Below are 21,224 nucleotides of genomic sequence, written 5' to 3'. Positions count from 1 at the left end.
CCGGCGGCCGTTTAGGGTCGGCCACGTCCCCCCGCACCACCGCCGCACCACGGCGACGGCCCCGCAGGAGTCCAGCCATGAGTACGCGTACGGACCACGCCCCCGGCGTCGCCCACCGCTCCCCGGCCGCCGCCGCCCCGGACGCCGTCGCCGCGCCCTTCTCCGGCCCCGGCCGCTCCGGCTCCGGAACCGCTCCCGGACCCACCACCTGCGCCTTCGACGCCGTGCTCTGCGATCTCGACAACGTCGTCCGCTTCTACGACACCGCCCCGCTGGCCGCCCTGGAGCGGGCCGCCGGACTGCCGGTGGGCACCACGGAGGAGGTCGCGTACGCGCCCGAGACCGATCTCCCCCTGCTCCTGGGCCGGATCACCCCGGACACCTGGGTGGAGTCCATCGCCGCCGCGCTCGCGGACCGGGTGGGCGAGGGCCGGGCGCGCGACCTGGCCCGGGCCCTCGCGGACGCGCCGTCCCGGGCCGACGAGGAGGTGGTCGCGCTGCTGCGCCGCGCCAGGACCCATGTGCCGCTGGTGCTCGTCACCAACGCGACCCTGCGACTGGACGACGACCTCGCCCTGTTGGGCCTGGACGGGCTGGCCGACGCGGTCGTGAGCAGCGCCGTGGAGCAGGTGGCCAAGCCCGACCCGGCCATCTACCGCATCGCGGCCGACCGGGCGGGCGTTCCGCTGGACCGCTGCCTGTTCGTGGACGACCGGCAGGAGAACGTCGACGCGGCGGAGGCCCTCGGCATGACCGGCGTCCTCTACCGCGAACCGGCCGACCTCCGAAGGGCGTTGGGCCCGTGCGCGCAGCCGGCCGCCCCGGACGCCGGACGCGTGGGCTGACCCCGTGGTCCGGGAGGAGCAGCCGGAGGTGCGGGGGCCGGCCGGGGACGAGCCGGAGGTGTGGGCGGGCGGGTCGGCCAACGCCGGGGCCGTCCTCCGGCGCGGCGAGACCGTCGAACGCCCCGCCCCGCCGCACGCCCCCCTCCTCCACGCCCACCTGCGGGGCCTCCGCGACCAGGGGTTCGCGGACCTGCCCGTACCGTCCGGCCTCTCCGCCTCCGGGCGTCGCGAGCGGCTCTCGTACGTCCCCGGTGAGGTCGCCGTCGCCCCGCACCCGCCCTGGGTGTGGACGGACGGGGCCCTGCACTCCGTGGGAGCGCTGCTCCGCCGGATGCACGACGCGGCGGCGGCCGTTCCGGTGGAGCGGACGGCGGGCCGGCCCACCGGTCTGGCCGACCCGGCGGGGGCCGCGGCTCCCGGCGCCCTGGTCTGCCACAACGACGTGTGCCTGGAGAACGTGGTGTTCCGGGGCGGTCGCGCCGCCGCCCTCATCGACTTCGACCTGGCCGCGCCCGGCCGTCCGGTGTGGGACGTGGCCATGACCGCCCGCTACTGGGTGCCGATGCGGGGGCGCGCCGGTCTCGACCGGGCCCACCGCCTGCGCGTGCCGGCCACCGGCTACGGGCTCGGGCGGGCCGACCGGGCCGCCCTGCCCGAGGTGATCGAGCAGGCCACCGCGGTGTGCCGGGCGTTCGTCGAGCAGCGGGTGGCGCGGGGGGACGCGGCGTACACGGCGGCGTACGAGGAGAACGGGCGGGCGGTGTGGGACCGGCACCAGACGTGGCCGGCCGCCCACCGCCGTACGCCGGCCGCCGCCCTGCTCGCCGACTGAACTGCGGCTCACCCGTGGTGCGGTGCCGGCTCCAGCCCCGTCCGCAGCTGGACGAACGCCTCGTCCGCCGCCCGTACCGCACCCGCGTGGAGCTGGTCCGCGCTCTCCCCCGCGTCGATCCGCCGCCAGTTCTCCAGGGCCAGGATGCGCAGGACGGCGACGATCTGCCCGGCCGCGAGCCGTTCGGGCAGTCCGCCGCCGAGGGCCCCGGCGAGGGCGGCCTCGGAGCGCCCCTGGTAGGCGTGCATCCGGGCGACCAGGGCGGGCGTTCCGTACAGCAGGCGGAGGAAGGCCAGCACGTCGGGGGCGTCGCAGAGGCCGGTGACCGGGTCGCGGCGGTCCAGGCCGTCGAGGAAGTGGCGGTGCAGGGCGTCCAGCGGGCTCTCACCGGCGGGCCGTGCGGCGACCACCCGGGCGGACTCGCCCTCGTGGTCGGCGAACCGGTGCAGGACCAGGTCCTCCTTGGCGGGGAAGTACCGGAACAGCGTCGGCTTGGAGATGTCCGCCGCCGCGGCCACCTCCGCCACGGACACCTTGTCGAAGCCGCGCTCCAGGAACAGCGTGATGGCGGCGTCGGAAACCGCCTGGTACGTCAGCTGCTTCTTGCGCTCCCGCAGGCCGACCGGCCCGGGCGAGCGCCCCCGGGCGCCGCCGGAACCCCGCCCGCCGGGGATCTGCCCCCCGGGGGCCTGGCCGCCGGGGGCCTGCCCGCCCGGGGCCCGCCGGTCGGAGCCCGGCCCGCTCCCGCCCCCGGTTCCGGTTCCGTCCGTGCTCCCGGCGTTCTCTCCGTCCATGACCATGAAGCGTACGCCCTTGGCCTCACACGGACTTGGCTCCGCCGCCCTGGTCCCCGGGGCCGCCCGGGCCGCCGGCCGCCCTCCGGATCAGGGCCTCCACCCCGTCCAGCAGCACCCCCATGCCGAAGGTGAACTCGTACTCCGGATCGTCCGGCCCGCTCATCACCCCGGTCTCCAGCTGCCGGGTGATCCCGGGGTGCCGTTCGGGATCGACGAGTCGCTTGAGGGTGCGTTCGTGGGAGGCCGCCAGCTCGTCGGGGGTCACCCCGCGCGTGACCACGGCCGTCGCCAGGTCGCTCGTCATCAGCGCCTCGCTGCGGACGAAGTTGGAGACCAGCAGGACCACCGAGGTCTTGTCGCCCTCGGCGAGGCCGCTGCCCTCCAGCGCCTGGAGCCCCTGCTCCCACCACGCGATCGAGTTCGGGGTGGCGGGCGGCCCGCCGATCGGGATGCGGAGCGCCCAGAGGTGGGCGTAGTAGCGGCTGCGCTGGGCGGCCGCCCACTCGGTGAGCGCCGCCCGCCAGCCCGCGCCGTTCTCCAGGGCGGCCAACGGCTCCGGCGCGCCGACCGCCGCTTCCTGCATCAGGACGTACAGCTCGTCCTTGGCGGAGACGTACCGGTACAGCGACATCGTGGAGACGCCGAGCTCCTGGGCGACCTTGCCCATGGACACGGCCGCGAGCCCGTCCGCCGCCGCGATGCCCACCGCCGCCGCCACGATCCGCTCCAGGCTCAAACCCGGTTTCGGACCCTTCGCCGGACGGTTCCGCAGCCCCCAGGCAGCCTCCAGGCTGGCCGGGAGGTCCCCGCCGGAGCCGTTCTTGTCCGTCACCGCACCGTCACCGCATCCCCTTCGCCCGGCGCCCCGGCCCATGCCCACGTCTTGCCCGCGCCCCCGTGCGCCTTGACCCCATCCTAGAGATGCGTAATGCTTACGCAGTAACGCGTATGCCATACGCAGAATGGGGTTCGAACATGACCGAGCCGATCCGGCCGGGCGGGCCCGCACCCGCCCCGACCGCCACCCCCACGGCGTCCACCACCGCCACCACCGCGACGTCCACCACTGCCACCACCGCCACCGCCATCGAGGCGTACGGCCTCACCAAGTCCTACGGAAAGCCCGCCGTCCGCGTGCTCGACGGCCTCGACCTCCGGGTCGAACGCGGCACCGTCTTCTCCCTCCTCGGGCCGAACGGGGCCGGCAAGACCACCACCGTGCGCATCCTCGCCACGCTGACCGAGGCCGACTCCGGCACCGCACGCGTGGCCGGCCGCGACGTCGTCGCCGAACGGAGCGCGGTACGCCGGTCGATCAGCCTCACCGGCCAGTTCGCCGCCGTCGACGAGACCCAGACCGGCGAGGAGAACCTGCGGATGATGGCCCGGCTCACCGGGCAGTCGCGCTCCGGGGCAAGGAGCCGGGCAGCGCACCTGCTGGAGCGCTTCGACCTCACCGCGGCCGCCCGCCGCCCCGTCCGGACCTACTCCGGAGGGATGCGCCGACGCCTCGACCTGGCCGCCGGGCTGGTCGGTTCGCCGGAGCCCGAGGTGTTCTTCCTGGACGAGCCGACCACCGGCCTCGACCCGCGCAGCCGCCAGGAGCTCTGGGAGGTCGTCCGCGAGCTGGCCGCACGCGGCGCGACCGTCTTCCTCACCACCCAGTACCTGGAGGAGGCCGACCGCCTCGCCGACCGGATCGCCCTGCTGAACCAGGGCCGGATCGCCGCCGAGGGCACCGCCGCCGACCTCAAGTCCCGCGTCGGCGGCCACCGTCTCGACCTCGTCCTCACCAGCCGCGACGCCTACCTGCGGCTCGCGACGCTGGCCGTCCACCACTCCCCCGAGACGCTGACGCTCGGCCTGCCCACCGACGGCACGGCGGCCCAGGTCCGCGCCCTGCTCGACGGGCTCGACCCCGACGGACGGGACATCGCCCGCTTCAGCCTGCACTCCGCCACCCTCGACGACGTCTTCCTGGCCCTGACCTCGGCCACCCCCATGAGCCCGGCCACGAGCCCGGCCACGAGCCCTGCCCTGAGCCCGGCCACGAGCCCTGCCCTGAGCCCGGCCACCAGCCCCACGGCGCACCCCGCCACCGGGGACGCGACCACACATCCGGAGGCATCCACCCGTGTCTGACACCGCAGTCCAGCCCCGGAACGCCCCACCCCGCCCCGCCGGAACGGCCGCCGCGCCCCGCCGGCGCACGGCCGGCCCCCTCACCCACACCGCCGTCATGACCGCCCGCGCCCTGCGCATCAGCAGCCGCAACGTCGACGCGCTGATCACGTCCCTGGCCCTGCCGATCATGCTGATGCTGATCTTCGTCTACTTCTTCGGCGGCGCGATCGACACCGGGACGGAGTACGACACGTACGTCATGTACGTCGTCCCGGGCGTCCTGCTCCTCTCCGCCGGGTTCGGCGCGGCGACCACCGCCACCGCCGTCAGCGAGGACATGAAGGGCGGCGTCATCGACCGCTTCCGGTCCCTGGACGTGGGCGGTACGCCGGTGCTCGCCGGGCATGTGGCGGCCAGCACGGTCCGCAACCTCTGCGCCACCGCCCTGGTCTTCGCCGTCGCACTGCTGATCGGCTTCCGCCCCGCCGCCTCCTGGAGCGGCTGGCTCCTCGTGGCCCTCGTGCTGATCGCCTACATCGTGGCCCTGTCCTGGCTCTCGGCGGCGATCGGCCTGCTGGCCCGGACCCCGGAGGCGGCGAGCGGCTTCACGTTCTTCATGTCGTTCCTGCCCTACCCGAGCAGCGCGTTCGTCCGCACCGAGTCGATGCCGGACTGGCTGCGCGGCTTCGCCGACCACCAGCCGATCACCCCGGCCATCGAGTCCCTGCGCGGACTGCTGCTCGGCGAGGAGACGGGCGGCACCCCGTGGATCGCGCTCGCCTGGGCGGCGGGGATGCTCACCGCGGCGGTCGCGGCGTCCGGGGCCCTGTTCCGCATCCGGACGCGCTGACCCCGGCGGGCGGACCAGGGCGGACCGCCCCGAAAGGCCGGGGCCGGGCAGGCAGGCTCAGAACACGTCCGGGCACCACGGCCGCCGCCCCGTACGGAACACGGCGTCCGCCGTCGTCGCCGCACCCGCCCGCAGCTCCTCCGCCCGGCCGAGGTCCACCAGCCGCCGCACGGACTCGTCGCCCAGGTACAGCGTGGCCAACTCCGCCACGCCCAGGGTGAGATCGGCGCTCCGGGTGGTGGGGACGCAGCGGGCGCCGCCGTCCGAGGCGTCCAGCAGGAAGCGGCCCCCCGCCGGCCCCGACTCGTCCCGGACGTCCAGGACGAGCGACGCCTCGACGGCGTAGGTCCGGGCCTCCAGGGCGCGCGGCACGTCCAGCATCCGCAGCCACAGCCAGTCCGCGTGGGTGACCGGGCGGGCGGCGCGGGGGTCGGGGAGCAGCTGCGGGAGCAGGTCGTCGGGGGCGCGGTATCCGGAGCGGACCGTGCTGACCCAGTCGACCGAGCAGAGGTAGAGCCACAGGGCCCGCTCCGCCGCCGGGTTCAGCGCGATCATGTCCCGTACGGAGGCGGTGTTCAGCGGCTGCTTGGCGTCGCCCCACTCGGCGTCCACGCCGTAGACCATCAGGCCGTCGACCTCGCCGTCGGCGGAGCGGTGCACCACGTAGAACGGCTCCTCCCACTTCTCGTGCGGCGCGCGGGGCGCGACGCCCGTGCACTGCCGCCACCAGCGCTCGCCGCGGGTGACGACGCCGGGCTGCCGGGCCGCCAGCGCCGCATGCACCCCGGGGCCGTACGTGCGGATGTCCGCGCCGTCCACCATCTCGATCCGCCCCCCGTCCGCCGGCTGCCCGGAGCGGCGCGGGTCGAGCCCGGCCCGGTGCACGGAGACCTCCCACTCGGCGGTCCAGGAGGCGGGGCCGAAGCCGTACCGTCCGTAGATCGGGTACTCGGCGGCGATCAGCGAGGCGACCACCTCGCCGCGCTCCTTGGCCGCCGCCAGGTCCGCGGCCATCATCCGGTTGAGCAGGCCGCGCCGGCGGTGCGTGGGCGACACGGTCACCCCGGTGATCCCGTCGGCCGCCACGGTGGCCCCGCCGACCACGGTCAGCCGCTGGGCGAACGAGCGGAACGTCGCCACGCACCGCCCGGCGTCGAAGACGCCCTGCGTGCGGGAGAGGTCGACATCGGTGAGACGGTCCGCGACGAGCTCCTCGCCCGGCCTCTCCAGGGGTGTCAGGAAGCCGGTCCGCACCGCCCTCAACCAGTCGGGGAACTCGGACGGAGCGACGGTGCGGGCAGCAAGGCTCATTCCTCCACGCTAGGCAGGCGCCGCTCAGAATGTCGCGCGAATTTCCCCGACCTCGGCGGCTCCGCCGAGCAGCGGCGCGCGCCCGATCCGGGCGACCACCGGGGCGTCGACGCCCAGCAGCTCCAGGGCGCGGGCGAGCACCGGGCCGAGCGCGCGGGCCGACCCGTCGTCGATCTTGAAGGCGAGGGCCCGGCCGTCCGCCAGGGCCACCGCCTGGACCGCCTCGGCGCCCATCTTGGACAGGGCCCCCGGCACCTCCCGCATCAGCCAGGTGTCCGGCCGCCGGGTGCCCGCGACGTACTCCGGGTGGGCACGCATCGCGTCCGCGACCCGGCGCTCGGCGCTCCCCGGCTCGGCCAGGACGAAGGACCGGAAGGCGCGGGCCAGACCGGTCAGCCCGATCGCCATCAGCGGGGCCCCGCAGCCGTCCGTGCCGAGCGCGGCGACGGGCTCTCCGGCCGCCTGCGCGACGACCTCGCCGACGAGCCGCTGGAGCGGGTGGCCGGGGTCGAGGTAGGTGGCGGTGTCCCAGCCGTTGCGGAGGCAGGCGGCGAGCATGGCGGCGTGCTTGCCGGAGCAGTTCATCGTGATCCGCTCGCGTACGTTCCCGCGCGCGAGGTAGCTCTCCGCCTCCACCGGGTCCAGCGGCAGGTCCGGCGGGGTCTGCAGGTCGGCGGTGCTCAGCCCGTGCTCGGCGAGCATCGTGCGCGCGAGGTCGAGGTGGAAGGGCTCCCCGGAATGGCTCGCCGCGGCCAGCGCCAGCCGCCGGCCCGACAGGTCGAGACCGGCCCGCAGGATCGCGGCGGCCTGCATCGGCTTGTTGGAGGAGCGGGGGAAGACCGGCGCGGCCGGATCGCCGATCGCCCGCTCCACACTGCCGTCGGCGGCGAGCAGGACCAGCGAACCCCGGTGGCGCCCCTCCGTGAAGCCGGAGCGCACGACCTCCGCCAGGACGGGCGGGGCCGGGTGCGGAGTGGTCGGTGCGGCGGTCGGGGCGTCGGTGGACGTCATGGGGGCCTTCCGGGGACGGGGGTGCCGGACCCGCGCCCGGAAGGGTCGCTTCAGGCGAGCAGGTCGTCTACTTGTGCTTCCCCGTCACGGTACCTGCGGGCGATCTCCGCACCGCAATCGTCGGCGGTGCGCTGGAGTTCGTGACGGCGGCGGGACACCTGCTGCTCGTAGCGGACGAGGCGGCCCATCGCCGTGCGCAGCTCCTCGTCCGTCCGGGCGTCCAGGTCGGACAGCTCGACCTCGGCCAGGGTCTCGGCGGCGAGCCGCCGGAACTCGTCGCCGCGCGGCGTCCTCAGGGTGACGTGCCGGGCGGAGGTGCGGTGCCGGGACGGGGCGTCGGTCAGGATCTCCGAGAGCCGCCTCACCACCGCCGCGTCCCCCACCGGGGCCTGCGGGCCCCGGCGGCGGGCCAGTTCGGCGCGCAGGATGTCGATCCGGCCCTGCACCAGGCGGCGTACGTAGCTGAGATCGGCCTCGTCGCGCTGGGCGTCCCGGCGCAGCGTCCGCAGCTCCGGCAGCCGCAGTCCGCCGAAGCCCGCGTCCCCGCCGGCCTGCTCGGGCACGGTGGCGGTTGCGGGCTTCGCGGGCGGCAGTACGGGAACCTGTCCCGGCACACCGCGCTGTACGGGCGACCGCAGGGTGCTGGCGCTGGTACGGGCCCCCGGTACGGCACCGGGAGATTGTCCGGCTCCATAGGTACTCATGCTGTTCCGTCCCCTCGACCGGTGCGTCGGCACACCGACATCGTGCATCGTGCCACCCATCACCGTGCCCCTACTGACGTCTTGTACCCGTTCAGCCCAAGATAGGTTGGTCTGTATGCGCGCAGTGGTACAGAGAGTGGACGGGGCGAGCGTCTCCGTGGGCGGCACGGCGGACGACCCGTCGGGGCCCGTCATCGTGGGGGAGATCGTCGGCGAGGGCCTGTGCGCACTGGTCGGGGTGGCCCATGACGACACCCCGGAGAAGGCGGCGCAGCTGGCCCGCAAGCTCTGGTCGCTGCGCATTCTGGAGGGCGAGAAGTCCTGTTCGGATGTGAACGCCCCCCTTCTGGTGATTTCTCAGTTCACTCTCTACGGGGACGCCCGCAAGGGCCGCCGTCCCACCTGGAACGCGGCGGCGCCGGGCGAGGTCGCCGAGCCGCTGGTGGACGAGGTGGTGGCGCGGCTGCGGGCGCTGGGGGCGCGGGTGGAGACGGGCCGGTTCGGAGCGGACATGCGGGTCTCGCTCACGAACCACGGCCCGTTCACGGTGATCGTCGAGGTGTAGGGCGCGGTCGGCCCGCCTACGGCTCGACGACCGTCTCCTGGGCGGCGGCGGTCTCCCCGGCGAGCAGTTCCGCGTCCACGGGGACGTTCCGCTTGACCAGGGCCAGGGCGATCGGGCCCAGCTCGTGGTGGCGGGCCGAGGTGGTGATGAAGCCGAGCTGGCGGCCCTCCTCACCGTCCGCGGCCAGCCGCACCGGGGTGCCGTGGCCGGGCAGGTGCACCTCGCTGCCGTCCAGGTGCAGGAAGACGAGCCGGCGCGGCGGCTTCCCCAGGTTGTGGACGCGGGCGACGGTCTCCTGGCCCCGGTAGCAGCCCTTCTGGAGGTGGACGGCGGTGCCGATCCAGCCCAGCTCGTGCGGGATGGTGCGGTGGTCGGTCTCGAAGCCGACGCGCGGCCGGTGCCCTTCGACGCGCAGCGCCTCGTACGCCAGGATTCCGGCGGCGGGCCCGTGGGCGGCGGCGAACTCCTCCAGGCCGGCGCGGGGCAGGAACAGGTCCCGGCCCTCCGGGGTCTCCCGGACGGTCGCCCCGTCCGGGGCCTCCGCGATGGACCCGGCCGGAAGGTGCACGAGGGCGATGTCAGCGGTGCGGTCGGCGACCTCGACCCGGTAGAAGAACTTCATCGACTCCAGGTAGGCGATCAGCGCCTCCTGGCTGTCCGGTTCGACGTGCATCCACACCGTCGTACCGTCGTCCACCAGGTACATCGCGTGCTCGATGTGCCCGTTGGCGGAGAGGATCAGGGACTCGGTGGCCCGGTGCGGGGGGAGGTCGCTGACGTGCTGGGTGAGCAGCAGGTGCAGCCAGCTCAGCCGGTCCTCGCCGGTGACGGTGACGACGCCCCGGTGGGAGAGGTCGACGAAGCCGTTGCCGTCGGCGAGGGCGCGTTGCTCGCGGAACAGGTCGCCGTAGTGCGCGGCGACACCTTCGTCGCGGCCTTCGGCGGGGACGGCGCCGGGCAGGGACAGCAAGGGGCTCTTCATGCGCCCAGCCTACGACTTGGCGGGGGCGTCCTCCGCGGCCGTGTGCGGGCCCGGCCCCGCGGCCGTGCCGGGAGCCGTCCGCGGAGCCGCCCGGGCCGCCGTGCACTGCGCGCACCGGCCGAAGATCGCGAAGTGCTTCATGTCGGTGTCGAAGCCGAAGTCGGCGCGCAGCTTCTCCGTGAAGTCGGCGACGACGGAGAGGTCCGCCTCGATGACCTCCTGGCAGTCCCGGCAGACCAGGTGGATGTGGTGGTGCCGGTCGGCCAGGTGGTAGGTGGGCGCGCCGTGGCCGAGGTGGGCGTGGCTGACCAGCCCGAGCTCCTCCAGCAGCTCCAGGGTCCGGTACACCGTGGAGATGTTCACGCCGGAGGCGGTCCTGCGCACCTCGCAGAGGATGTCGTCCGGGGTCGCGTGCTCCAGGGCGTCGACCGCCTCCAGGACGAGCTGCCGCTGGGGCGTCAGCCGGTAGCCGCGCCGGCGGAGGTCGGTCTTCCAGTCGGTGGTCACCACACGCCCAGTCTAGGGCGTGCGGTCGGACACCGGGCGGGCCCGCGGGCCGGGACTACTTGAAGAAGGCGATGCCGTCGTCGGGCATGTCCTCGAGGTTCCGCGCCATCTCGGCGACCTCCTCGGGGGTGACGACCTTCTTCAGGTGCGCGGACATGTACGGGCGCAGCTCGACCTCGGGGGTGGCCTTCTCGCCGACCCACATGAGGTCGCTGTTGACGTACCCGTAGAGCCGCTTGCCACCGCTGTACGGGCCGGAGGCCGCCGTGCGGGCCACCGCGTCGGTGACCAGGTCGATCTGCGGCTTCTGGTCGGCCAGCTCGCCGTACCAGATCTCGATGACGCCCTGGTCGCGGGCCATGACGACCTCGACCTTGCGGTCCTTGTCGACGCGCCAGTAACCGGTTTCGGTCTCCAGCGGTCGGACCTGGTTGCCCTCGTCGTCCAGGACCCAGGTGTGGGAGACGTACTCCAGGAAGTCCCGGCCGTCGTGGCTGAAGGTGACTTCCTGGCCGAAGTTGCACTTCTCGGCGCCGGGGAAGTCGGACACGCCCGCGCCCGCCCAGTTGCCGAGGAGGAAGGCCAGCGGGACGAGGTCCGGGTGGAGGTCTGACGGAATCTCGATCATGAGCGGCTCAGGCGATCTGTGAGGGTACGAGGGGGCGGGGAACCGGGGCGGCGAAGGTCAGCGCTGGCCCTGGTACAGCTTCTTCACGGTGATGACGGCGAAGGCGGTGACGCCCACGCAGACCAGGACCAGCAGGGCGGTGAAGAATGCCTCAAGCACAGGGGGCTCCTCGTGACGAGCGGGTGGCGGCGGTGACAGGGCCGGACCCCAGCCTAATGGGTGGGGGCCCCGCCTTCTCGTTCAGGTGGCGGCTCGGGCCGGGGCCGCGGGCCGCCCGGCGGCGGGGTTCCCCCGGGGGGGATCCGCCGGGCGGATTCCCCCCGTCCGCGCGGCCCGGCGCCCCGGGGCCGAGGAGAGGCCGCCCCCCGGCCGATTACAGTTCGGCGTATGGCGAAGAAGCTTGTGATCAAGGTGACTGCCGGGCCCGAGGCCGCCGAACGCTGCTCGCAGGCCTTCACCGTGGCGGCGGTGGGCGTCGCCAGCGGGGTCGAGGTCTCGCTCTGGCTGACCGGGGAGTCGTCGTGGTTCGCGCTGCCGGGCCGGGCCGCCGAGTTCGAGCTCCCGCACGCCGCACCCCTGCCCGACCTGCTGGACTCGCTCCTGGCGGGCGGCCGGGTCACCCTGTGCACCCAGTGCGCGGCGCGGCGCGACATCACGGAGAAGGACGTGCTGGAGGGCGTACGCATCGCGGGGGCGCAGGTCTTCGTGCAGGAGGCGATGGCGGACGACGCCCAGGCGCTCGTCTACTGATCCGCCCCCGGGCCGCCGGGCCGGCTCCGGGCCGGCTCCCGCGCCCGTGGCTCAGCGGCGCTTCTTGCCGTCCAGCTCGTCCCACCACGCGTCGGACGTCGGATCGCCGGAGGGGTCGTCCCACCAACGGTCCTCCGGGCCGCGCCGGTTGGCGAGCACCGCGGCGACCGGGGGGATGACCATGGCCACCACGCACATGCCGACGGCGACGGGCATGGACCACAGGCGCACGACGGCCCAGGCGGACACGAAGAGGACGACGCATCCGCCCATCGTCAGGAGGTAGTTCCGCCTGCGCCGGGCGTACATGTCTCCAGGGTAGGACTCAGGGCCGGGACGGGGCGAGCACCGGACGGGCTCCGGGCGGGCTCCGGGCGGCGCGCGGGGGCTCCGGGCGGCGCGAAGGGCCGCACCCCGCGTCAGGTGGCGTCCAACCCCCTGGGGTGCGGCCCTTCGGCCGGTCCGGGCGCCGTACGGGACGGCGCGTGCCGTGGTTCAGACGGCGATGGCGACCTCGGAGAGTCCGCCGGTCTGCGCGACGACCGTGCGGTCGGCGCTGCCGCCCGGCACCAGGGCGCGGAGCGTCCAGGTGCCCTCGGCGGCGTAGAACCGGAACTGACCGGTCGCGGAGGTCGGGACCTCGGCGGTGAACTCGCCGGTCGAGTCCAGGAGGCGCACGTAGCCGGTGACGGGCTCGCCGTCGCGGGTCACGCTGCCCTGGATGGTGGTCTCACCGGGCTTGATCGTCGAAGCGTCGGGGCCACCGGCCTGTGCTCCACACATGGTTCTGTCCTTCAGGTCGAAGCGGTGCTGGTCGGGCGGGTCGCCGGGCGGGCCGGGCCGCTCGGCGGGGCCGGGCTACTTGGCGGGGCCGAGCTCGATCGGCACGCCGACGAGGGAGCCGTACTCGGTCCAGGAGCCGTCGTAGTTCTTGACGTTCTCCTGGCCCAGCAGCTCGTGGAGCACGAACCAGGTGAGCGCGGACCGCTCACCGATGCGGCAGTAGGCGATGGTGTCCTTCGACAGGTCGACCTGCTCGGCCTCGTACAGGGCCTTCAGCTCGTCGTCGGACTTGAAGGTGCCGTCGTCGTTGGCGTTCTTCGACCACGGGATGTTGCGGGCGCTCGGCACGTGGCCGGGGCGCTGCGACTGCTCCTGCGGGAGGTGGGCCGGGGCGAGCAGCTTGCCGCTGAACTCGTCGGGCGAGCGCACGTCGACCAGGTTCTGGTTGCCGATGGCCTTGACGACGTCGTCGCGGTAGGCGCGGATCGACTCGTCCTGCGGCTTGGCCTGGTACTGGGTGGCCGGGCGCGTGGGGACGGCGTCGGTCAGGTCGCGGGAGTCCAGCTCCCACTTCTTGCGTCCGCCGTCGAGGAGCTTGACGTTCTCGTGGCCGTACAGCTTGAAGTACCAGTAGGCGTAGGAGGCGAACCAGTTGTTGTTGCCGCCGTAGAGGACGACCAGCGTGTCGTTGCCGATGCCCTTCTCGCTGAGCAGCTTCTCGAAGCCGGCCTGGTCGACGAAGTCCCGGCGGACCGGGTCCTGGAGGTCCTTCGTCCAGTCGATCCGGATCGCGTTCCTGATGTGGTTCTTCTCGTACGCCGAGGTGTCCTCGTCCACCTCGACGATGGCGACCTGCGGGTCGTCGAGGTGGGCCTCGACCCAATCGGCGTCTACCAGGACGTCGCTGCGGCTCATGCTGTTCTCCTCCGGGGCAGTCTGCGGCGGGGTGGTGCGCGATGCGGAGTTGCGGGGTGCGGGTGTACGCGCGGAGGCACGGAACGCGGCGCGTACGGGGCACGGGGCCGGCCCGGGTGACGGTCGGGGGCGACGGTCGGAGGGCCGGGAAGAACGGGACGGCTGCGGCGGTGCGAGCGTCCCGCTCAGAACGTGCGACAGAGCATGGCGGCGACGCGGCACAGGTCTACTGCCCGCCGCTTCGTGAGATCCGCCTGTCGCTTCATGCGTCCGATCGTAGGGAGGTACGGGCGGAGATGTCACCGCCGTGTCGCATGATGAGACACGATCATCCGCCATACGAGACAGGGAGGGGGCGCGGCACCCTCCCGGCCGGTGCCGGACTCCGGGAACCCTTCCCGCCATCTACGGAGCGGACACCCGCGTCTCACCATCCGGATCGATGGCGGCGCCCGTGCCCCTCCGGGGGCGGCGCCCGGGGAGGAGGCGGCGCGGGAGCGGCTCGGCGTCAGCCGGTCAGGGAGACGTCCGACCCGGCCACCGAGATCTCCAGCCCCTTCTCGGTCACCTGGACCTCCTGGAGCTCCAGCCCCTCGGGCAGCCCGTCGATGTCGCCCTCGAAGTCGGTCTTCGTACGGACCAGCTCCTCGACGCCGGGAATGCCCTCGCCCGGCACCTTGTCCGCGCGCACCTCGACCGTGTCGCCGTCGGCGCGGGTCACGGTGGACAGCACGCTGCGCGAGATCGGGCGGCCGAGGATCTCGACCGTGCCGGTCACCTTCGCCTTCCCCTTGCCGCCGTACTCCACGACGACGCCGTCGCTGGCCGCCGCCGTCAGGTCCTCGTAGGTGACGAGCGCGGTGCCGGTGGCGCGGGTGGCCGTGGCGCTGCGGTAGCCGGAGCCGAGCTTCACGTCGTGGAGCCGGGCCCGGACCTCGCCGACCCGTACCGTGCGGCCCCCGGCGCTGGTCTTCATCCCGGTGAGGGTGAGGTCGACCCGGTCGAGCCGCGATGCGGCGAGCTGGGTGAGGAAGGGGAAGCCCTTGATCGAGATCTCCGTCGACGCCGCGCCGTCCGCGCTCCTCGCGACCCGGTCCTCGGCCTCGGACTCGGCGAAGTGGACCGCCACGCGGTCCACGGCGAGAAAGAGGCCGCCGACCACCGCCACCAGGACCAGCAGTATTCGCAGTGCGCGCATGTGTGTCGTCTCCCCACCCTGAGCCGTCGGTCCCCCGGCGACCGTGAAGCCTACTGCGGCTGGAGTGGACGCCCCGGGTGATCGACGCGCGACGGCCCCCCGGTGGTTCCCGGGGGGCCGTCGGCGGCCGTTCCACTTCCCGCGGAGGTCAGAGGAGCGTGCGGCCGAGCAGGTGGAGCGCCGGGGCCGCCAGGGTCAGCGGCAGCGCCACCCCCGCCGTCATGTGCACGAACCGGGACGGGTAGTCGTAGCTCGCCACCCGCAGCCCGATGACCGCGCACCCGCCGGCCGCGAGGCCGAGCAGCGCGCCCTTGGCGCCGACGTCGGTCAGCGCGCCGACCGCCAGGCCGGCGCCCGCGCCCGCCAGGAGGGCCGCCGCGACGGAGGCCGCGCCGGGCAGCGGGAGCGCGCGGACGAGGGTGGCCGCCGCGACGGCCACCCCGCCGACCGCCACCGCCTCCGGGGCCGCGGCGAGATGGCCGCCGGCGAGCACCGCGAGGGCCGCGGAGACGACCGTGGCCGTCAGGCCGTACATCCGTTCGTCGGCCCCCGCACGGCTGCGGAGCTGGAGGACCACGGTGAGCAGCACCCAGACGCCCAGGACGCCCAGCAGCGCGGTGGGGCCGTGCTCCCGGCCCGCCGCGAGCAGGGCGACGTCGGCGGCCAGCCCTCCGGCGAAGGCGAGCGCGATGCCCTGGCGGGCGGGCCACATGCCGTTGAGCCGGAACCACCCGGCGGCCGTCACCGCCTGGAGCAGCACCACGGGGACGAGCAGGGCGTACGTCCCGAGCGCCGCGCCCCCCGCGAGCAGCAGGCCGAGGACGGCGGTGAGCGCGGCGGGCCGCATCCCCGGCGCGATGATCGGCGAGCGCCCTTCGGCACGGGCCCGCTGGGCGTCGGTGAGCCGGGCGCTGCCGAGCGTGGTGGGCGTGCTGTAGCCGGTGTCGCCCGGGCCGGGCTGCGCGGCGGCGCCCTCGGGAGCGGGGGTGGACGCGACCGGCGGGGCAGGGGCCACGGGCGCGGCGGGTGCGACCGGGACCTCGGGCGGCAACGGCAGGGAGCCCGTGCCCACCGGCGCCGGGTACGGCTGCTGGTGGTACTGAGGCCCCTGGTACGGCGGGGGCTGCTGCCCCTGGTGGTGGCGCTGCTGTTCCGGGGACTGGTACGCCTGCGACTCCTGGTGCGGAAGGTACTGCTGCCGCTCCTGCGGCTCCTCCTGGTAGGGCTGCTGGGGCCGGTACGCCTGCGGCTCCTGGTACTGGTGCTGGTGCTGGTGCTGCTCCGGGTACGGGAGGTGCGGCTCCGGCGTCGCATGCGGACCGGGCTGCGGCGGCGCGTACGGACCGGACTCCGGCATTCCGTACGGACCGGACTGCGCCGTCCCGTACCCCTCCGCCTGCTGCGGCCCCCCGTGCTCCGGTCCCCCGTGGGGGCCGTCGTCGCGGCGGATCGTCGGCTGGTACTGGGTGTCCCAGGTCGGGGCCTGCCACGTCTGCGTCGCGCCCTGGTCGAAGGCGTCCGGTTCGCCGTGGACCGCGGACCGCCCGGCCGTCCCGTCCGGCCAGTGCTGCGGCGGGGGCGGCCGCTCGGCCTCGTACGGCCGCTGCCCCGTCCCGTACGGCTGCTGCCCGGGATCGTACGGCCGCTGCCCGGGGTCGTACGGATAGGGGTACTGCTGATCGTTGCTGCTCATGGCCTGCGGTTCACCCTCCTGCGAACGGCGGGAGCACCTCGACCGTGCCGCCCTCGGCAAGGCGTACGGTCTCATGCCCGCGGGATCCCACGGGATTCCCGTCGATGAGGAACGAGCACCGCCGGAGCACCTGGCTCAGCTCGCCGGGGTGCCGTTCGCGCACCGCGTCGAGCGCCTCGGCGAGGGTCGCCGCCGCGTACGGTTCCTCCGCGGTGCCCGCGGCTGCCTTGGCCGCAGCCCAGTAGCGGATCGTCCCCGCTGCCATGGCGCCACTCCTTCGGTCGGTTCGTCGGACGCCTCGTGCGTCGGTTCCCCATGATGGGTCACGCGGGCGGCACGGCCGTCGCCCATGCGGCGATGCGGGCCAGGAGGGCGTCGTCCGCCGCGTTCTCCGCGTGCCCCATCCCCCGCTCCAGCCACAGCTCCGCGCCGCCCGGCCCGGCCGCCTCCGCCAGCATCCTCGGGTGGTCCAGCGGGAAGTACGGATCCCGGTCGCCGTGGACGAGGAGCAGCGGGGCCGGGGCGATGCGCGGGACCGCGGCGACCGGGGGGAGCGGGACGGGATCCCACTCCCCGGTGGCGATCCGGGTCCGGAATCCGTACCGCCCGACGAAGCGGCCCGAGGGGCGGGTGACCACCCAGTGCAGCCGGCGCATCGGGGCCGTCCCCCGGTAGTACCAGCGGGCCGGCGCGCTGACGGAGACCACCGCGTCCGCACGCGCCCCCGCGTGCGCACCGGCGTCCGGGTGGGCCGCCGCGCCGTACAGGGCGCCGTGCCGGAGCGCCACCGAGCCGCCCATCGAGAACCCGACCGTCACCACCCGCCGGTGTCCCAGCTCCCGCGCCCAGGCCACCGCCGCCGCCAGGTCCAGCACCTCGCGGTCGCCCACCGTGGAGCGTCCGCCGGACCGCCCGTGGCCCCGGAAGGAGAACGTGACCACCGCCGCACGCCGGGCGAACACCCGGGCGGCCCGGCGGACCGCGGGGCGGTCGACGGCCCCGGTGAAGCCGTGGGCGACGACGATCGCGGTGGTCTCCGCCGGAGCCGGCGCGGGGGTCCGGGCCGCGTCCTCGTCCGGCCTCCCGTGAAGCGCCGTACACGGCTCGTACACCGCCTCGACCGGTACGCCGTCATCCGTCAGCAACGTCGCGCGGCGCGTGGGCGGCGTGAGCAAGGGAACAGAAGAACGCGGGAATCGCCCCTCGGACACGGAACTCATGTGGGTTATTCTGCTGCGAAGAGGATCCGGGCAATGCAGCCCCCGGATCCTTTTGTGCTTTACCGGCGGTGTTACGGCGGCGTTTCCACAAGCTCAGCGGTTCCGGGACGCGGGACCTCACCGTGCTGCCGCAGGACGTTCGACGCAGGATGCCCGAAGCTTGACGCAGGACTCGTGACGCAGAACGCGATGACGCAGAACGCATGACGTACGAAGCAGTGCCGCATACTCCCCCGGGCCGGGCCCGGGAGTGCCCCTCTCGCAGGGAACGAGGAGGACCGACGTAATGGGCGAGCGAACCGTGCAACACGATCGACCGAACCGGGCAGGTGGGCGGCGATGAGTTCACTGCTGCTTCTGACGAACGCACTCCAGCCGTCGACGGAGGTGCTCCCCGCCCTCGGACTGCTGCTCCACAGCGTGCGGGTCGCCCCCGCCGAGGGCCCGGCCCTCGTGAACACGCCGGGCGCCGACGTGATCCTCGTGGACGGGCGCCGCGACCTGCCGCAGGTCCGCTCGCTCTGCCAGCTGCTGCGGTCCACGGGCCTCGGCTGTCCGCTGATCCTCGTCGTCACCGAGGGCGGCCTCGCGGCCGTCACCGCCGAGTGGGGCGTCGACGACGTCCTGCTGGACACGGCGGGGCCCGCGGAGGTCGAGGCGCGGCTGCGGCTGGCGACGGGCCGCCGCCAGATCACCTCCGACGACTCCCCGATGGAGATCCGCAACGGCGACCTCTCCGTCGACGAGGCGACGTACAGCGCGAAGCTCAAGGGCCGGGTCCTGGACCTGACCTTCAAGGAATTCGAACTGCTGAAGTACCTCGCCCAGCACCCGGGCCGGGTCTTCACCCGCGCCCAGCTCCTCCAGGAGGTCTGGGGGTACGACTATTTCGGCGGTACGCGGACGGTCGACGTCCATGTACGGCGACTGCGCGCCAAGCTCGGCCCCGAGCACGAGTCGCTGATCGGCACCGTGCGCAACGTCGGCTACCGCTTCGTCACCCCCGAGAAGCCGGAGAAGTCCGAGCGCCTGGCCGAGGAGGCGAAGGAGCGGGCCGCCGGGCGGCGGAAGCCGGCCGATCCCGTCACCCGTCCGGAGCAGTCCTCTCCGGCCACGCCTGCGGAAGAAGCCCCGGTGGAGGCTGCCAAGAGATAGGTCCATCCGCGTAGACTGCGGCGCGTGGCCAAGGTGACGCGGGACGATGTGGCGAGACTGGCGGGGACGTCGACCGCGGTCGTCAGCTACGTCATCAACAACGGACCCCGGCCGGTCGCCCCGGCCACGCGCGAGCGGGTGCTCGCCGCGATCAAGCAGCTGGGGTACCGGCCCGACCGGGTCGCCCAGGCCATGGCCTCGCGCCGTACGGACCTCATAGGCATGATCGTGCCGGACGCCCGGCAGCCGTTCTTCGCGGAGATGGCGCACGCGGTCGAACAGGCCGCCGCCGAGCGCGGGAAGATGGTCCTCGTCGGCAACTCCGACTACCGCGACGAGCGCGAGGTCCACTACCTGCGGGCCTTCCTCGGCATGCGGGTCTCCGGGCTGATCCTGGTCAGCCAGGGCCCCAGCGAGCGCGCCGCCGCCGAGATCGAGGCCTGGGACGCCCGGGTCGTCCTGCTGCACGAGCGCCCCGAGGCGATCGACGACGTCGCCGTCGTCACCGACGACGTGGGCGGCGCCCAGCTCGCCACCCGGCACCTGCTGGAGCACGGCCATCCGTACGTGGCCTGCCTCGGCGGTACGGAGGAGACCCCGGTGGTCGGCGACCCGGTGGCCGACCACGTCGAGGGGTGGCGGCGGGCGATGCACGAGTCGGGCCGCTCCACGGAGGGCCGGCTCTTCCAGGCCCCGTACAACCGCTACGACGCCTACCAGGTGGCGCTCGGCCTGCTGTCCGGCCCGGACCGGCCGCCGGCGATCTTCTGCGCCACCGACGACCAGGCGTTCGGCGTCCTGCGGGCCGCCCGTGAGCTGCGGATCGACGTGCCGGGCGAGCTGGCGGTGGCGGGCTTCGACGACGTGAAGGAGGCGGGCCTCACCGATCCGCCGCTGACCACCGTCCACTCCGACCGCCCGGCGATGGCGCGGGCGGCGGTGGACCTGGTGCTGGACGACGCGCTGCGGGTCGCCGGGTCGCGGCGGGAGCGGCTGAAGCAGTTCCCCTCCGCGCTGGTGGTCCGGCGCTCCTGCGGCTGCGGGGAGCCCCCGGCCCCGAGGCCCTGACCCGCCCGGCCCGGCTCGGTCCGCCCGGCGCGGTCCGTCCGGTGCGGCTCGGTCCGCCCGGTGCGGCTCGGTCCGCCCGGCGCGGCGCAGCCCTCACGCCGGGCATACGCGGTTCTTCCGGGCTTCTCAGGACGTACTCAGGCCCTTCTCATCTTCGCCGCCCAGCCTGGTGGACATGACGGAGAACCTTCGCCCCAGCGGCGCGCACTCGACGGACCAGGACCCGGCCCCGTACGCCTCCCCGTACCCGTACGCCGGCGCCGCGCACACCGGTACGACGCACTCCGGTACGACGCCCAGCGGCACCGCGTACGCCGGTACGGCCGGGGGGTACCCGCCTCCGCCCGCGTACGCCCCCGCCTCCCGGCGCAGGGCCAAGCGGCCGGTGGCGCTGCTGGCGGCGGTGGCGATCGCGGCGGGCGTGATCGGCGGCGGCACCGCGACCCTGGTGGGCCGGCCGACCGACGGGAGCCCCACCGCCACCGGCTCCGGCGGCGCGGTCGACGGCACCACCGTCTCGCAGAGCAGCAAGGGCACCGTCGCGGGCGTCGCGAAAGCGGTCTCGCCCGCGATCGTGGAGATCGGCGCGGCCTCGTCGGCCGGCCGGTCCACCGGGTCGGGCGTGGTGATCACCGAGGACGGCGAGATCGTCACCAACAACCACGTCATCGCGGGCGCACGGCAGCTCCAGGTCACCCTCTCGACCGGGAAGACCTACCCGGCCGACGTGGTGGGCGCCGCCCCCGACAAGGACCTCGCGCTCATCAAGCTGCGCGGTGCGAGCGGGCTGAAGACGGCCGCGCTCGGCGACTCCTCGCAGGTCGAGGTCGGCGATCAGGTCGTGGCGATCGGTTCGCCCGAGGGGCTGACCGGCACCGTCACCAGCGGTATCGTCTCCGCCCTCGACCGGGACGTCACGGTCGCCAAGGACGACTCCGGCAGCTCCGGCCAGGATCAGGGCGGGCAGGGCGGCGGTCAGTGGCCGTTCGAGTTCGGCGGGCAGCGGTTCAACGGCGACACCGGCGAGGAGACCACCACGTACAAGGCGATCCAGACCGACGCCTCCCTCAACCCCGGCAACTCCGGTGGCGCGCTGATCAACATGGACGGCGAGATCGTCGGCATCAACTCCGCCATGTACTCCCCCAGTTCGTCGGCGGCCGGCAGCGGCTCCGCAGCGGGCAGCGTGGGGCTCGGCTTCGCGATCCCGGTGAACACGCTCAAGGCCGACCTGGACGCCCTGCGCGCGGGCGACGGCGCCTGATCCCGCACGGACCCCCGGTCGT

The 21,224-nt window shown here is 74.3% G+C and carries 25 protein-coding genes; 9 read left to right on the top strand and 16 right to left on the bottom strand.

The features are described 5' to 3' along the window. Positions 1–224: 224 nt before the first annotated feature. Positions 225–845 carry an HAD-IA family hydrolase gene (locus ACH4K1_RS19510; RefSeq protein ID WP_398090677.1) on the top strand — a complete coding sequence of 207 codons (621 nt, stop codon included), beginning with the start codon at positions 225–227 and terminating at the stop codon, positions 843–845. 4 nt (positions 846–849) lie between these two features. Then, positions 850–1,677, top strand: coding sequence for a phosphotransferase (locus tag ACH4K1_RS19505; RefSeq protein ID WP_398090540.1), 828 nt, complete (start codon positions 850–852; stop codon positions 1,675–1,677). Between the two features lie 8 nt (positions 1,678–1,685). On the opposite strand, the gene ACH4K1_RS19500 is transcribed toward ACH4K1_RS19505, so the two are convergent. After that, entirely contained in the window at positions 1,686–2,477 is a 792-nt protein-coding gene (locus ACH4K1_RS19500) for a TetR family transcriptional regulator (RefSeq protein WP_398090539.1), read from the bottom strand. 19 nt (positions 2,478–2,496) lie between these two features. Beyond that, positions 2,497–3,306: a TetR/AcrR family transcriptional regulator gene (locus ACH4K1_RS19495; RefSeq protein WP_398090538.1), complete on the bottom strand. Its 810-nt coding sequence runs from the start codon at positions 3,304–3,306 to the stop codon at positions 2,497–2,499. Between the two features lie 143 nt (positions 3,307–3,449). On the opposite strand from ACH4K1_RS19495, the gene ACH4K1_RS19490 reads away from it, so the two are divergent. Together ACH4K1_RS19490 and ACH4K1_RS19485 are read left to right on the top strand one after the other, a co-directional pair. Further along, a complete protein-coding gene (locus ACH4K1_RS19490; RefSeq protein WP_398090537.1) occupies positions 3,450–4,616 on the top strand; it encodes an ATP-binding cassette domain-containing protein in 1,167 nt (388 codons plus the stop codon). Continuing rightward, complete coding sequence (locus tag ACH4K1_RS19485; RefSeq protein WP_398090536.1) at positions 4,609–5,448, top strand: ABC transporter permease; 840 nt, start codon at positions 4,609–4,611, stop codon at positions 5,446–5,448. The genes ACH4K1_RS19490 and ACH4K1_RS19485 overlap by 8 nt, the downstream gene beginning before the upstream one ends. A gap of 57 nt (positions 5,449–5,505) precedes the next feature. On the opposite strand, the gene ACH4K1_RS19480 is transcribed toward ACH4K1_RS19485, so the two are convergent. The 3 genes from ACH4K1_RS19480 to ACH4K1_RS19470 are packed head-to-tail and all read right to left on the bottom strand — an operon-like array spanning position 5,506 to position 8,474. Beyond that, the gene (locus ACH4K1_RS19480) at positions 5,506–6,759 is read right to left on the bottom strand and encodes a GNAT family N-acetyltransferase (protein WP_398090535.1); all 1,254 of its coding nucleotides are present in this window, start codon (positions 6,757–6,759) and stop codon (positions 5,506–5,508) included. Positions 6,760–6,783: 24 nt separating this feature from the next. Beyond that, the gene (locus ACH4K1_RS19475) at positions 6,784–7,770 is read right to left on the bottom strand and encodes an asparaginase (protein WP_398090534.1); all 987 of its coding nucleotides are present in this window, start codon (positions 7,768–7,770) and stop codon (positions 6,784–6,786) included. A gap of 50 nt (positions 7,771–7,820) precedes the next feature. Beyond that, positions 7,821–8,474: an ABC transporter substrate-binding protein gene (locus ACH4K1_RS19470; RefSeq protein WP_398090533.1), complete on the bottom strand. Its 654-nt coding sequence runs from the start codon at positions 8,472–8,474 to the stop codon at positions 7,821–7,823. 115 nt (positions 8,475–8,589) lie between these two features. On the opposite strand from ACH4K1_RS19470, the gene dtd reads away from it, so the two are divergent. After that, on the top strand, positions 8,590–9,039 hold the full coding sequence (gene dtd / locus ACH4K1_RS19465; RefSeq protein ID WP_398090532.1) for a D-aminoacyl-tRNA deacylase: 450 nt from the start codon (positions 8,590–8,592) through the stop codon (positions 9,037–9,039). 16 nt (positions 9,040–9,055) lie between these two features. On the opposite strand, the gene ACH4K1_RS19460 is transcribed toward dtd, so the two are convergent. The 3 genes from ACH4K1_RS19460 to ACH4K1_RS19450 are packed head-to-tail and all read right to left on the bottom strand — an operon-like array spanning position 9,056 to position 11,156. Beyond that, complete coding sequence (locus tag ACH4K1_RS19460; protein ID WP_398090531.1) at positions 9,056–10,021, bottom strand: YgfZ/GcvT domain-containing protein; 966 nt, start codon at positions 10,019–10,021, stop codon at positions 9,056–9,058. Positions 10,022–10,030: 9 nt separating this feature from the next. Continuing rightward, on the bottom strand, positions 10,031–10,531 hold the full coding sequence (locus ACH4K1_RS19455; RefSeq protein ID WP_398090530.1) for a Fur family transcriptional regulator: 501 nt from the start codon (positions 10,529–10,531) through the stop codon (positions 10,031–10,033). Between the two features lie 52 nt (positions 10,532–10,583). After that, positions 10,584–11,156, bottom strand: a complete 573-nt coding sequence (locus tag ACH4K1_RS19450) for an FABP family protein (protein ID WP_228994794.1) — start codon at positions 11,154–11,156, stop codon at positions 10,584–10,586. Positions 11,157–11,543: 387 nt separating this feature from the next. Between ACH4K1_RS19450 and ACH4K1_RS19445 the strand changes: the two genes are divergently transcribed. Beyond that, on the top strand, positions 11,544–11,906 hold the full coding sequence (locus tag ACH4K1_RS19445) for a DsrE family protein (RefSeq protein ID WP_030297192.1): 363 nt from the start codon (positions 11,544–11,546) through the stop codon (positions 11,904–11,906). 51 nt (positions 11,907–11,957) lie between these two features. Here the strand turns inward: ACH4K1_RS19445 and ACH4K1_RS19440 are convergent, their stop codons facing one another. The 8 genes from ACH4K1_RS19440 to ACH4K1_RS19405 form a co-directional block, all read right to left on the bottom strand. Beyond that, positions 11,958–12,215: a DUF3099 domain-containing protein gene (locus ACH4K1_RS19440; RefSeq protein WP_398090529.1), complete on the bottom strand. Its 258-nt coding sequence runs from the start codon at positions 12,213–12,215 to the stop codon at positions 11,958–11,960. A gap of 186 nt (positions 12,216–12,401) precedes the next feature. Continuing rightward, positions 12,402–12,689: a DUF1416 domain-containing protein gene (locus ACH4K1_RS19435; RefSeq protein ID WP_003968135.1), complete on the bottom strand. Its 288-nt coding sequence runs from the start codon at positions 12,687–12,689 to the stop codon at positions 12,402–12,404. 75 nt (positions 12,690–12,764) lie between these two features. After that, the gene (locus tag ACH4K1_RS19430; RefSeq protein WP_398090528.1) at positions 12,765–13,604 is read right to left on the bottom strand and encodes a sulfurtransferase; all 840 of its coding nucleotides are present in this window, start codon (positions 13,602–13,604) and stop codon (positions 12,765–12,767) included. Between the two features lie 185 nt (positions 13,605–13,789). Then, positions 13,790–13,870, bottom strand: a complete 81-nt coding sequence (locus ACH4K1_RS19425) for a putative leader peptide (protein WP_350310325.1) — start codon at positions 13,868–13,870, stop codon at positions 13,790–13,792. Positions 13,871–14,112: 242 nt separating this feature from the next. After that, complete coding sequence (locus ACH4K1_RS19420; protein WP_398090527.1) at positions 14,113–14,802, bottom strand: DUF2993 domain-containing protein; 690 nt, start codon at positions 14,800–14,802, stop codon at positions 14,113–14,115. Positions 14,803–14,950: 148 nt separating this feature from the next. Next, positions 14,951–16,495 carry a hypothetical protein gene (locus ACH4K1_RS19415; RefSeq protein WP_398090526.1) on the bottom strand — a complete coding sequence of 515 codons (1,545 nt, stop codon included), beginning with the start codon at positions 16,493–16,495 and terminating at the stop codon, positions 14,951–14,953. A 10-nt stretch (positions 16,496–16,505) separates the two neighbouring features. Next, complete coding sequence (locus ACH4K1_RS19410; RefSeq protein ID WP_103510957.1) at positions 16,506–16,760, bottom strand: MoaD/ThiS family protein; 255 nt, start codon at positions 16,758–16,760, stop codon at positions 16,506–16,508. 58 nt (positions 16,761–16,818) lie between these two features. Further along, on the bottom strand, positions 16,819–17,715 hold the full coding sequence (locus ACH4K1_RS19405) for an alpha/beta hydrolase (protein WP_398090525.1): 897 nt from the start codon (positions 17,713–17,715) through the stop codon (positions 16,819–16,821). Positions 17,716–18,054: 339 nt separating this feature from the next. Between ACH4K1_RS19405 and ACH4K1_RS19400 the strand changes: the two genes are divergently transcribed. The 3 genes from ACH4K1_RS19400 (at position 18,055) to ACH4K1_RS19390 (ending at position 21,202) form a co-directional block, all read left to right on the top strand. After that, positions 18,055–18,870: a response regulator transcription factor gene (locus tag ACH4K1_RS19400; RefSeq protein ID WP_398090524.1), complete on the top strand. Its 816-nt coding sequence runs from the start codon at positions 18,055–18,057 to the stop codon at positions 18,868–18,870. A 24-nt stretch (positions 18,871–18,894) separates the two neighbouring features. Continuing rightward, positions 18,895–19,938, top strand: a complete 1,044-nt coding sequence (locus tag ACH4K1_RS19395; protein ID WP_398090523.1) for a LacI family DNA-binding transcriptional regulator — start codon at positions 18,895–18,897, stop codon at positions 19,936–19,938. Positions 19,939–20,113: 175 nt separating this feature from the next. Next, positions 20,114–21,202 carry a S1C family serine protease gene (locus ACH4K1_RS19390; RefSeq protein WP_398090522.1) on the top strand — a complete coding sequence of 363 codons (1,089 nt, stop codon included), beginning with the start codon at positions 20,114–20,116 and terminating at the stop codon, positions 21,200–21,202. Positions 21,203–21,224 lie beyond the last annotated feature (22 nt).

Origin of the sequence: Streptomyces sp. NPDC017448 (genome assembly GCF_044330565.1) — a bacterium.
GTDB lineage: Bacteria > Actinomycetota > Actinomycetes > Streptomycetales > Streptomycetaceae > Streptomyces.
Note: the sequence above shows the minus strand (reverse complement) of the source record. Positions and strands in the feature narration are given on the sequence as shown.

What these genes read in the sequence shown, in the direction of transcription:
- ACH4K1_RS19450 (WP_228994794.1), bottom strand. Translation starts at nt 11,156, where the DNA reads ATGATCGAGATTCCGTCAGACCTCCACCCGGACCTCGTCCCGCTGGCC.
- ACH4K1_RS19405 (WP_398090525.1), bottom strand. Translation starts at nt 17,715, where the DNA reads ATGAGTTCCGTGTCCGAGGGGCGATTCCCGCGTTCTTCTGTTCCCTTG.
- ACH4K1_RS19435 (WP_003968135.1), bottom strand. Translation starts at nt 12,689, where the DNA reads ATGTGTGGAGCACAGGCCGGTGGCCCCGACGCTTCGACGATCAAGCCC.
- ACH4K1_RS19420 (WP_398090527.1), bottom strand. Translation starts at nt 14,802, where the DNA reads ATGCGCGCACTGCGAATACTGCTGGTCCTGGTGGCGGTGGTCGGCGGC.
- ACH4K1_RS19410 (WP_103510957.1), bottom strand. Translation starts at nt 16,760, where the DNA reads ATGGCAGCGGGGACGATCCGCTACTGGGCTGCGGCCAAGGCAGCCGCG.
- ACH4K1_RS19415 (WP_398090526.1), bottom strand. Translation starts at nt 16,495, where the DNA reads ATGAGCAGCAACGATCAGCAGTACCCCTATCCGTACGACCCCGGGCAG.
- ACH4K1_RS19445 (WP_030297192.1), top strand. Translation starts at nt 11,544, where the DNA reads ATGGCGAAGAAGCTTGTGATCAAGGTGACTGCCGGGCCCGAGGCCGCC.
- ACH4K1_RS19475 (WP_398090534.1), bottom strand. Translation starts at nt 7,770, where the DNA reads ATGACGTCCACCGACGCCCCGACCGCCGCACCGACCACTCCGCACCCG.
- ACH4K1_RS19390 (WP_398090522.1), top strand. Translation starts at nt 20,114, where the DNA reads ATGACGGAGAACCTTCGCCCCAGCGGCGCGCACTCGACGGACCAGGAC.
- ACH4K1_RS19490 (WP_398090537.1), top strand. Translation starts at nt 3,450, where the DNA reads ATGACCGAGCCGATCCGGCCGGGCGGGCCCGCACCCGCCCCGACCGCC.
- ACH4K1_RS19500 (WP_398090539.1), bottom strand. Translation starts at nt 2,477, where the DNA reads ATGGTCATGGACGGAGAGAACGCCGGGAGCACGGACGGAACCGGAACC.
- ACH4K1_RS19425 (WP_350310325.1), bottom strand. Translation starts at nt 13,870, where the DNA reads ATGAAGCGACAGGCGGATCTCACGAAGCGGCGGGCAGTAGACCTGTGC.
- ACH4K1_RS19460 (WP_398090531.1), bottom strand. Translation starts at nt 10,021, where the DNA reads ATGAAGAGCCCCTTGCTGTCCCTGCCCGGCGCCGTCCCCGCCGAAGGC.
- ACH4K1_RS19440 (WP_398090529.1), bottom strand. Translation starts at nt 12,215, where the DNA reads ATGTACGCCCGGCGCAGGCGGAACTACCTCCTGACGATGGGCGGATGC.
- ACH4K1_RS19430 (WP_398090528.1), bottom strand. Translation starts at nt 13,604, where the DNA reads ATGAGCCGCAGCGACGTCCTGGTAGACGCCGATTGGGTCGAGGCCCAC.
- dtd (WP_398090532.1), top strand. Translation starts at nt 8,590, where the DNA reads ATGCGCGCAGTGGTACAGAGAGTGGACGGGGCGAGCGTCTCCGTGGGC.
- ACH4K1_RS19400 (WP_398090524.1), top strand. Translation starts at nt 18,055, where the DNA reads ATGAGTTCACTGCTGCTTCTGACGAACGCACTCCAGCCGTCGACGGAG.
- ACH4K1_RS19470 (WP_398090533.1), bottom strand. Translation starts at nt 8,474, where the DNA reads ATGAGTACCTATGGAGCCGGACAATCTCCCGGTGCCGTACCGGGGGCC.
- ACH4K1_RS19480 (WP_398090535.1), bottom strand. Translation starts at nt 6,759, where the DNA reads ATGAGCCTTGCTGCCCGCACCGTCGCTCCGTCCGAGTTCCCCGACTGG.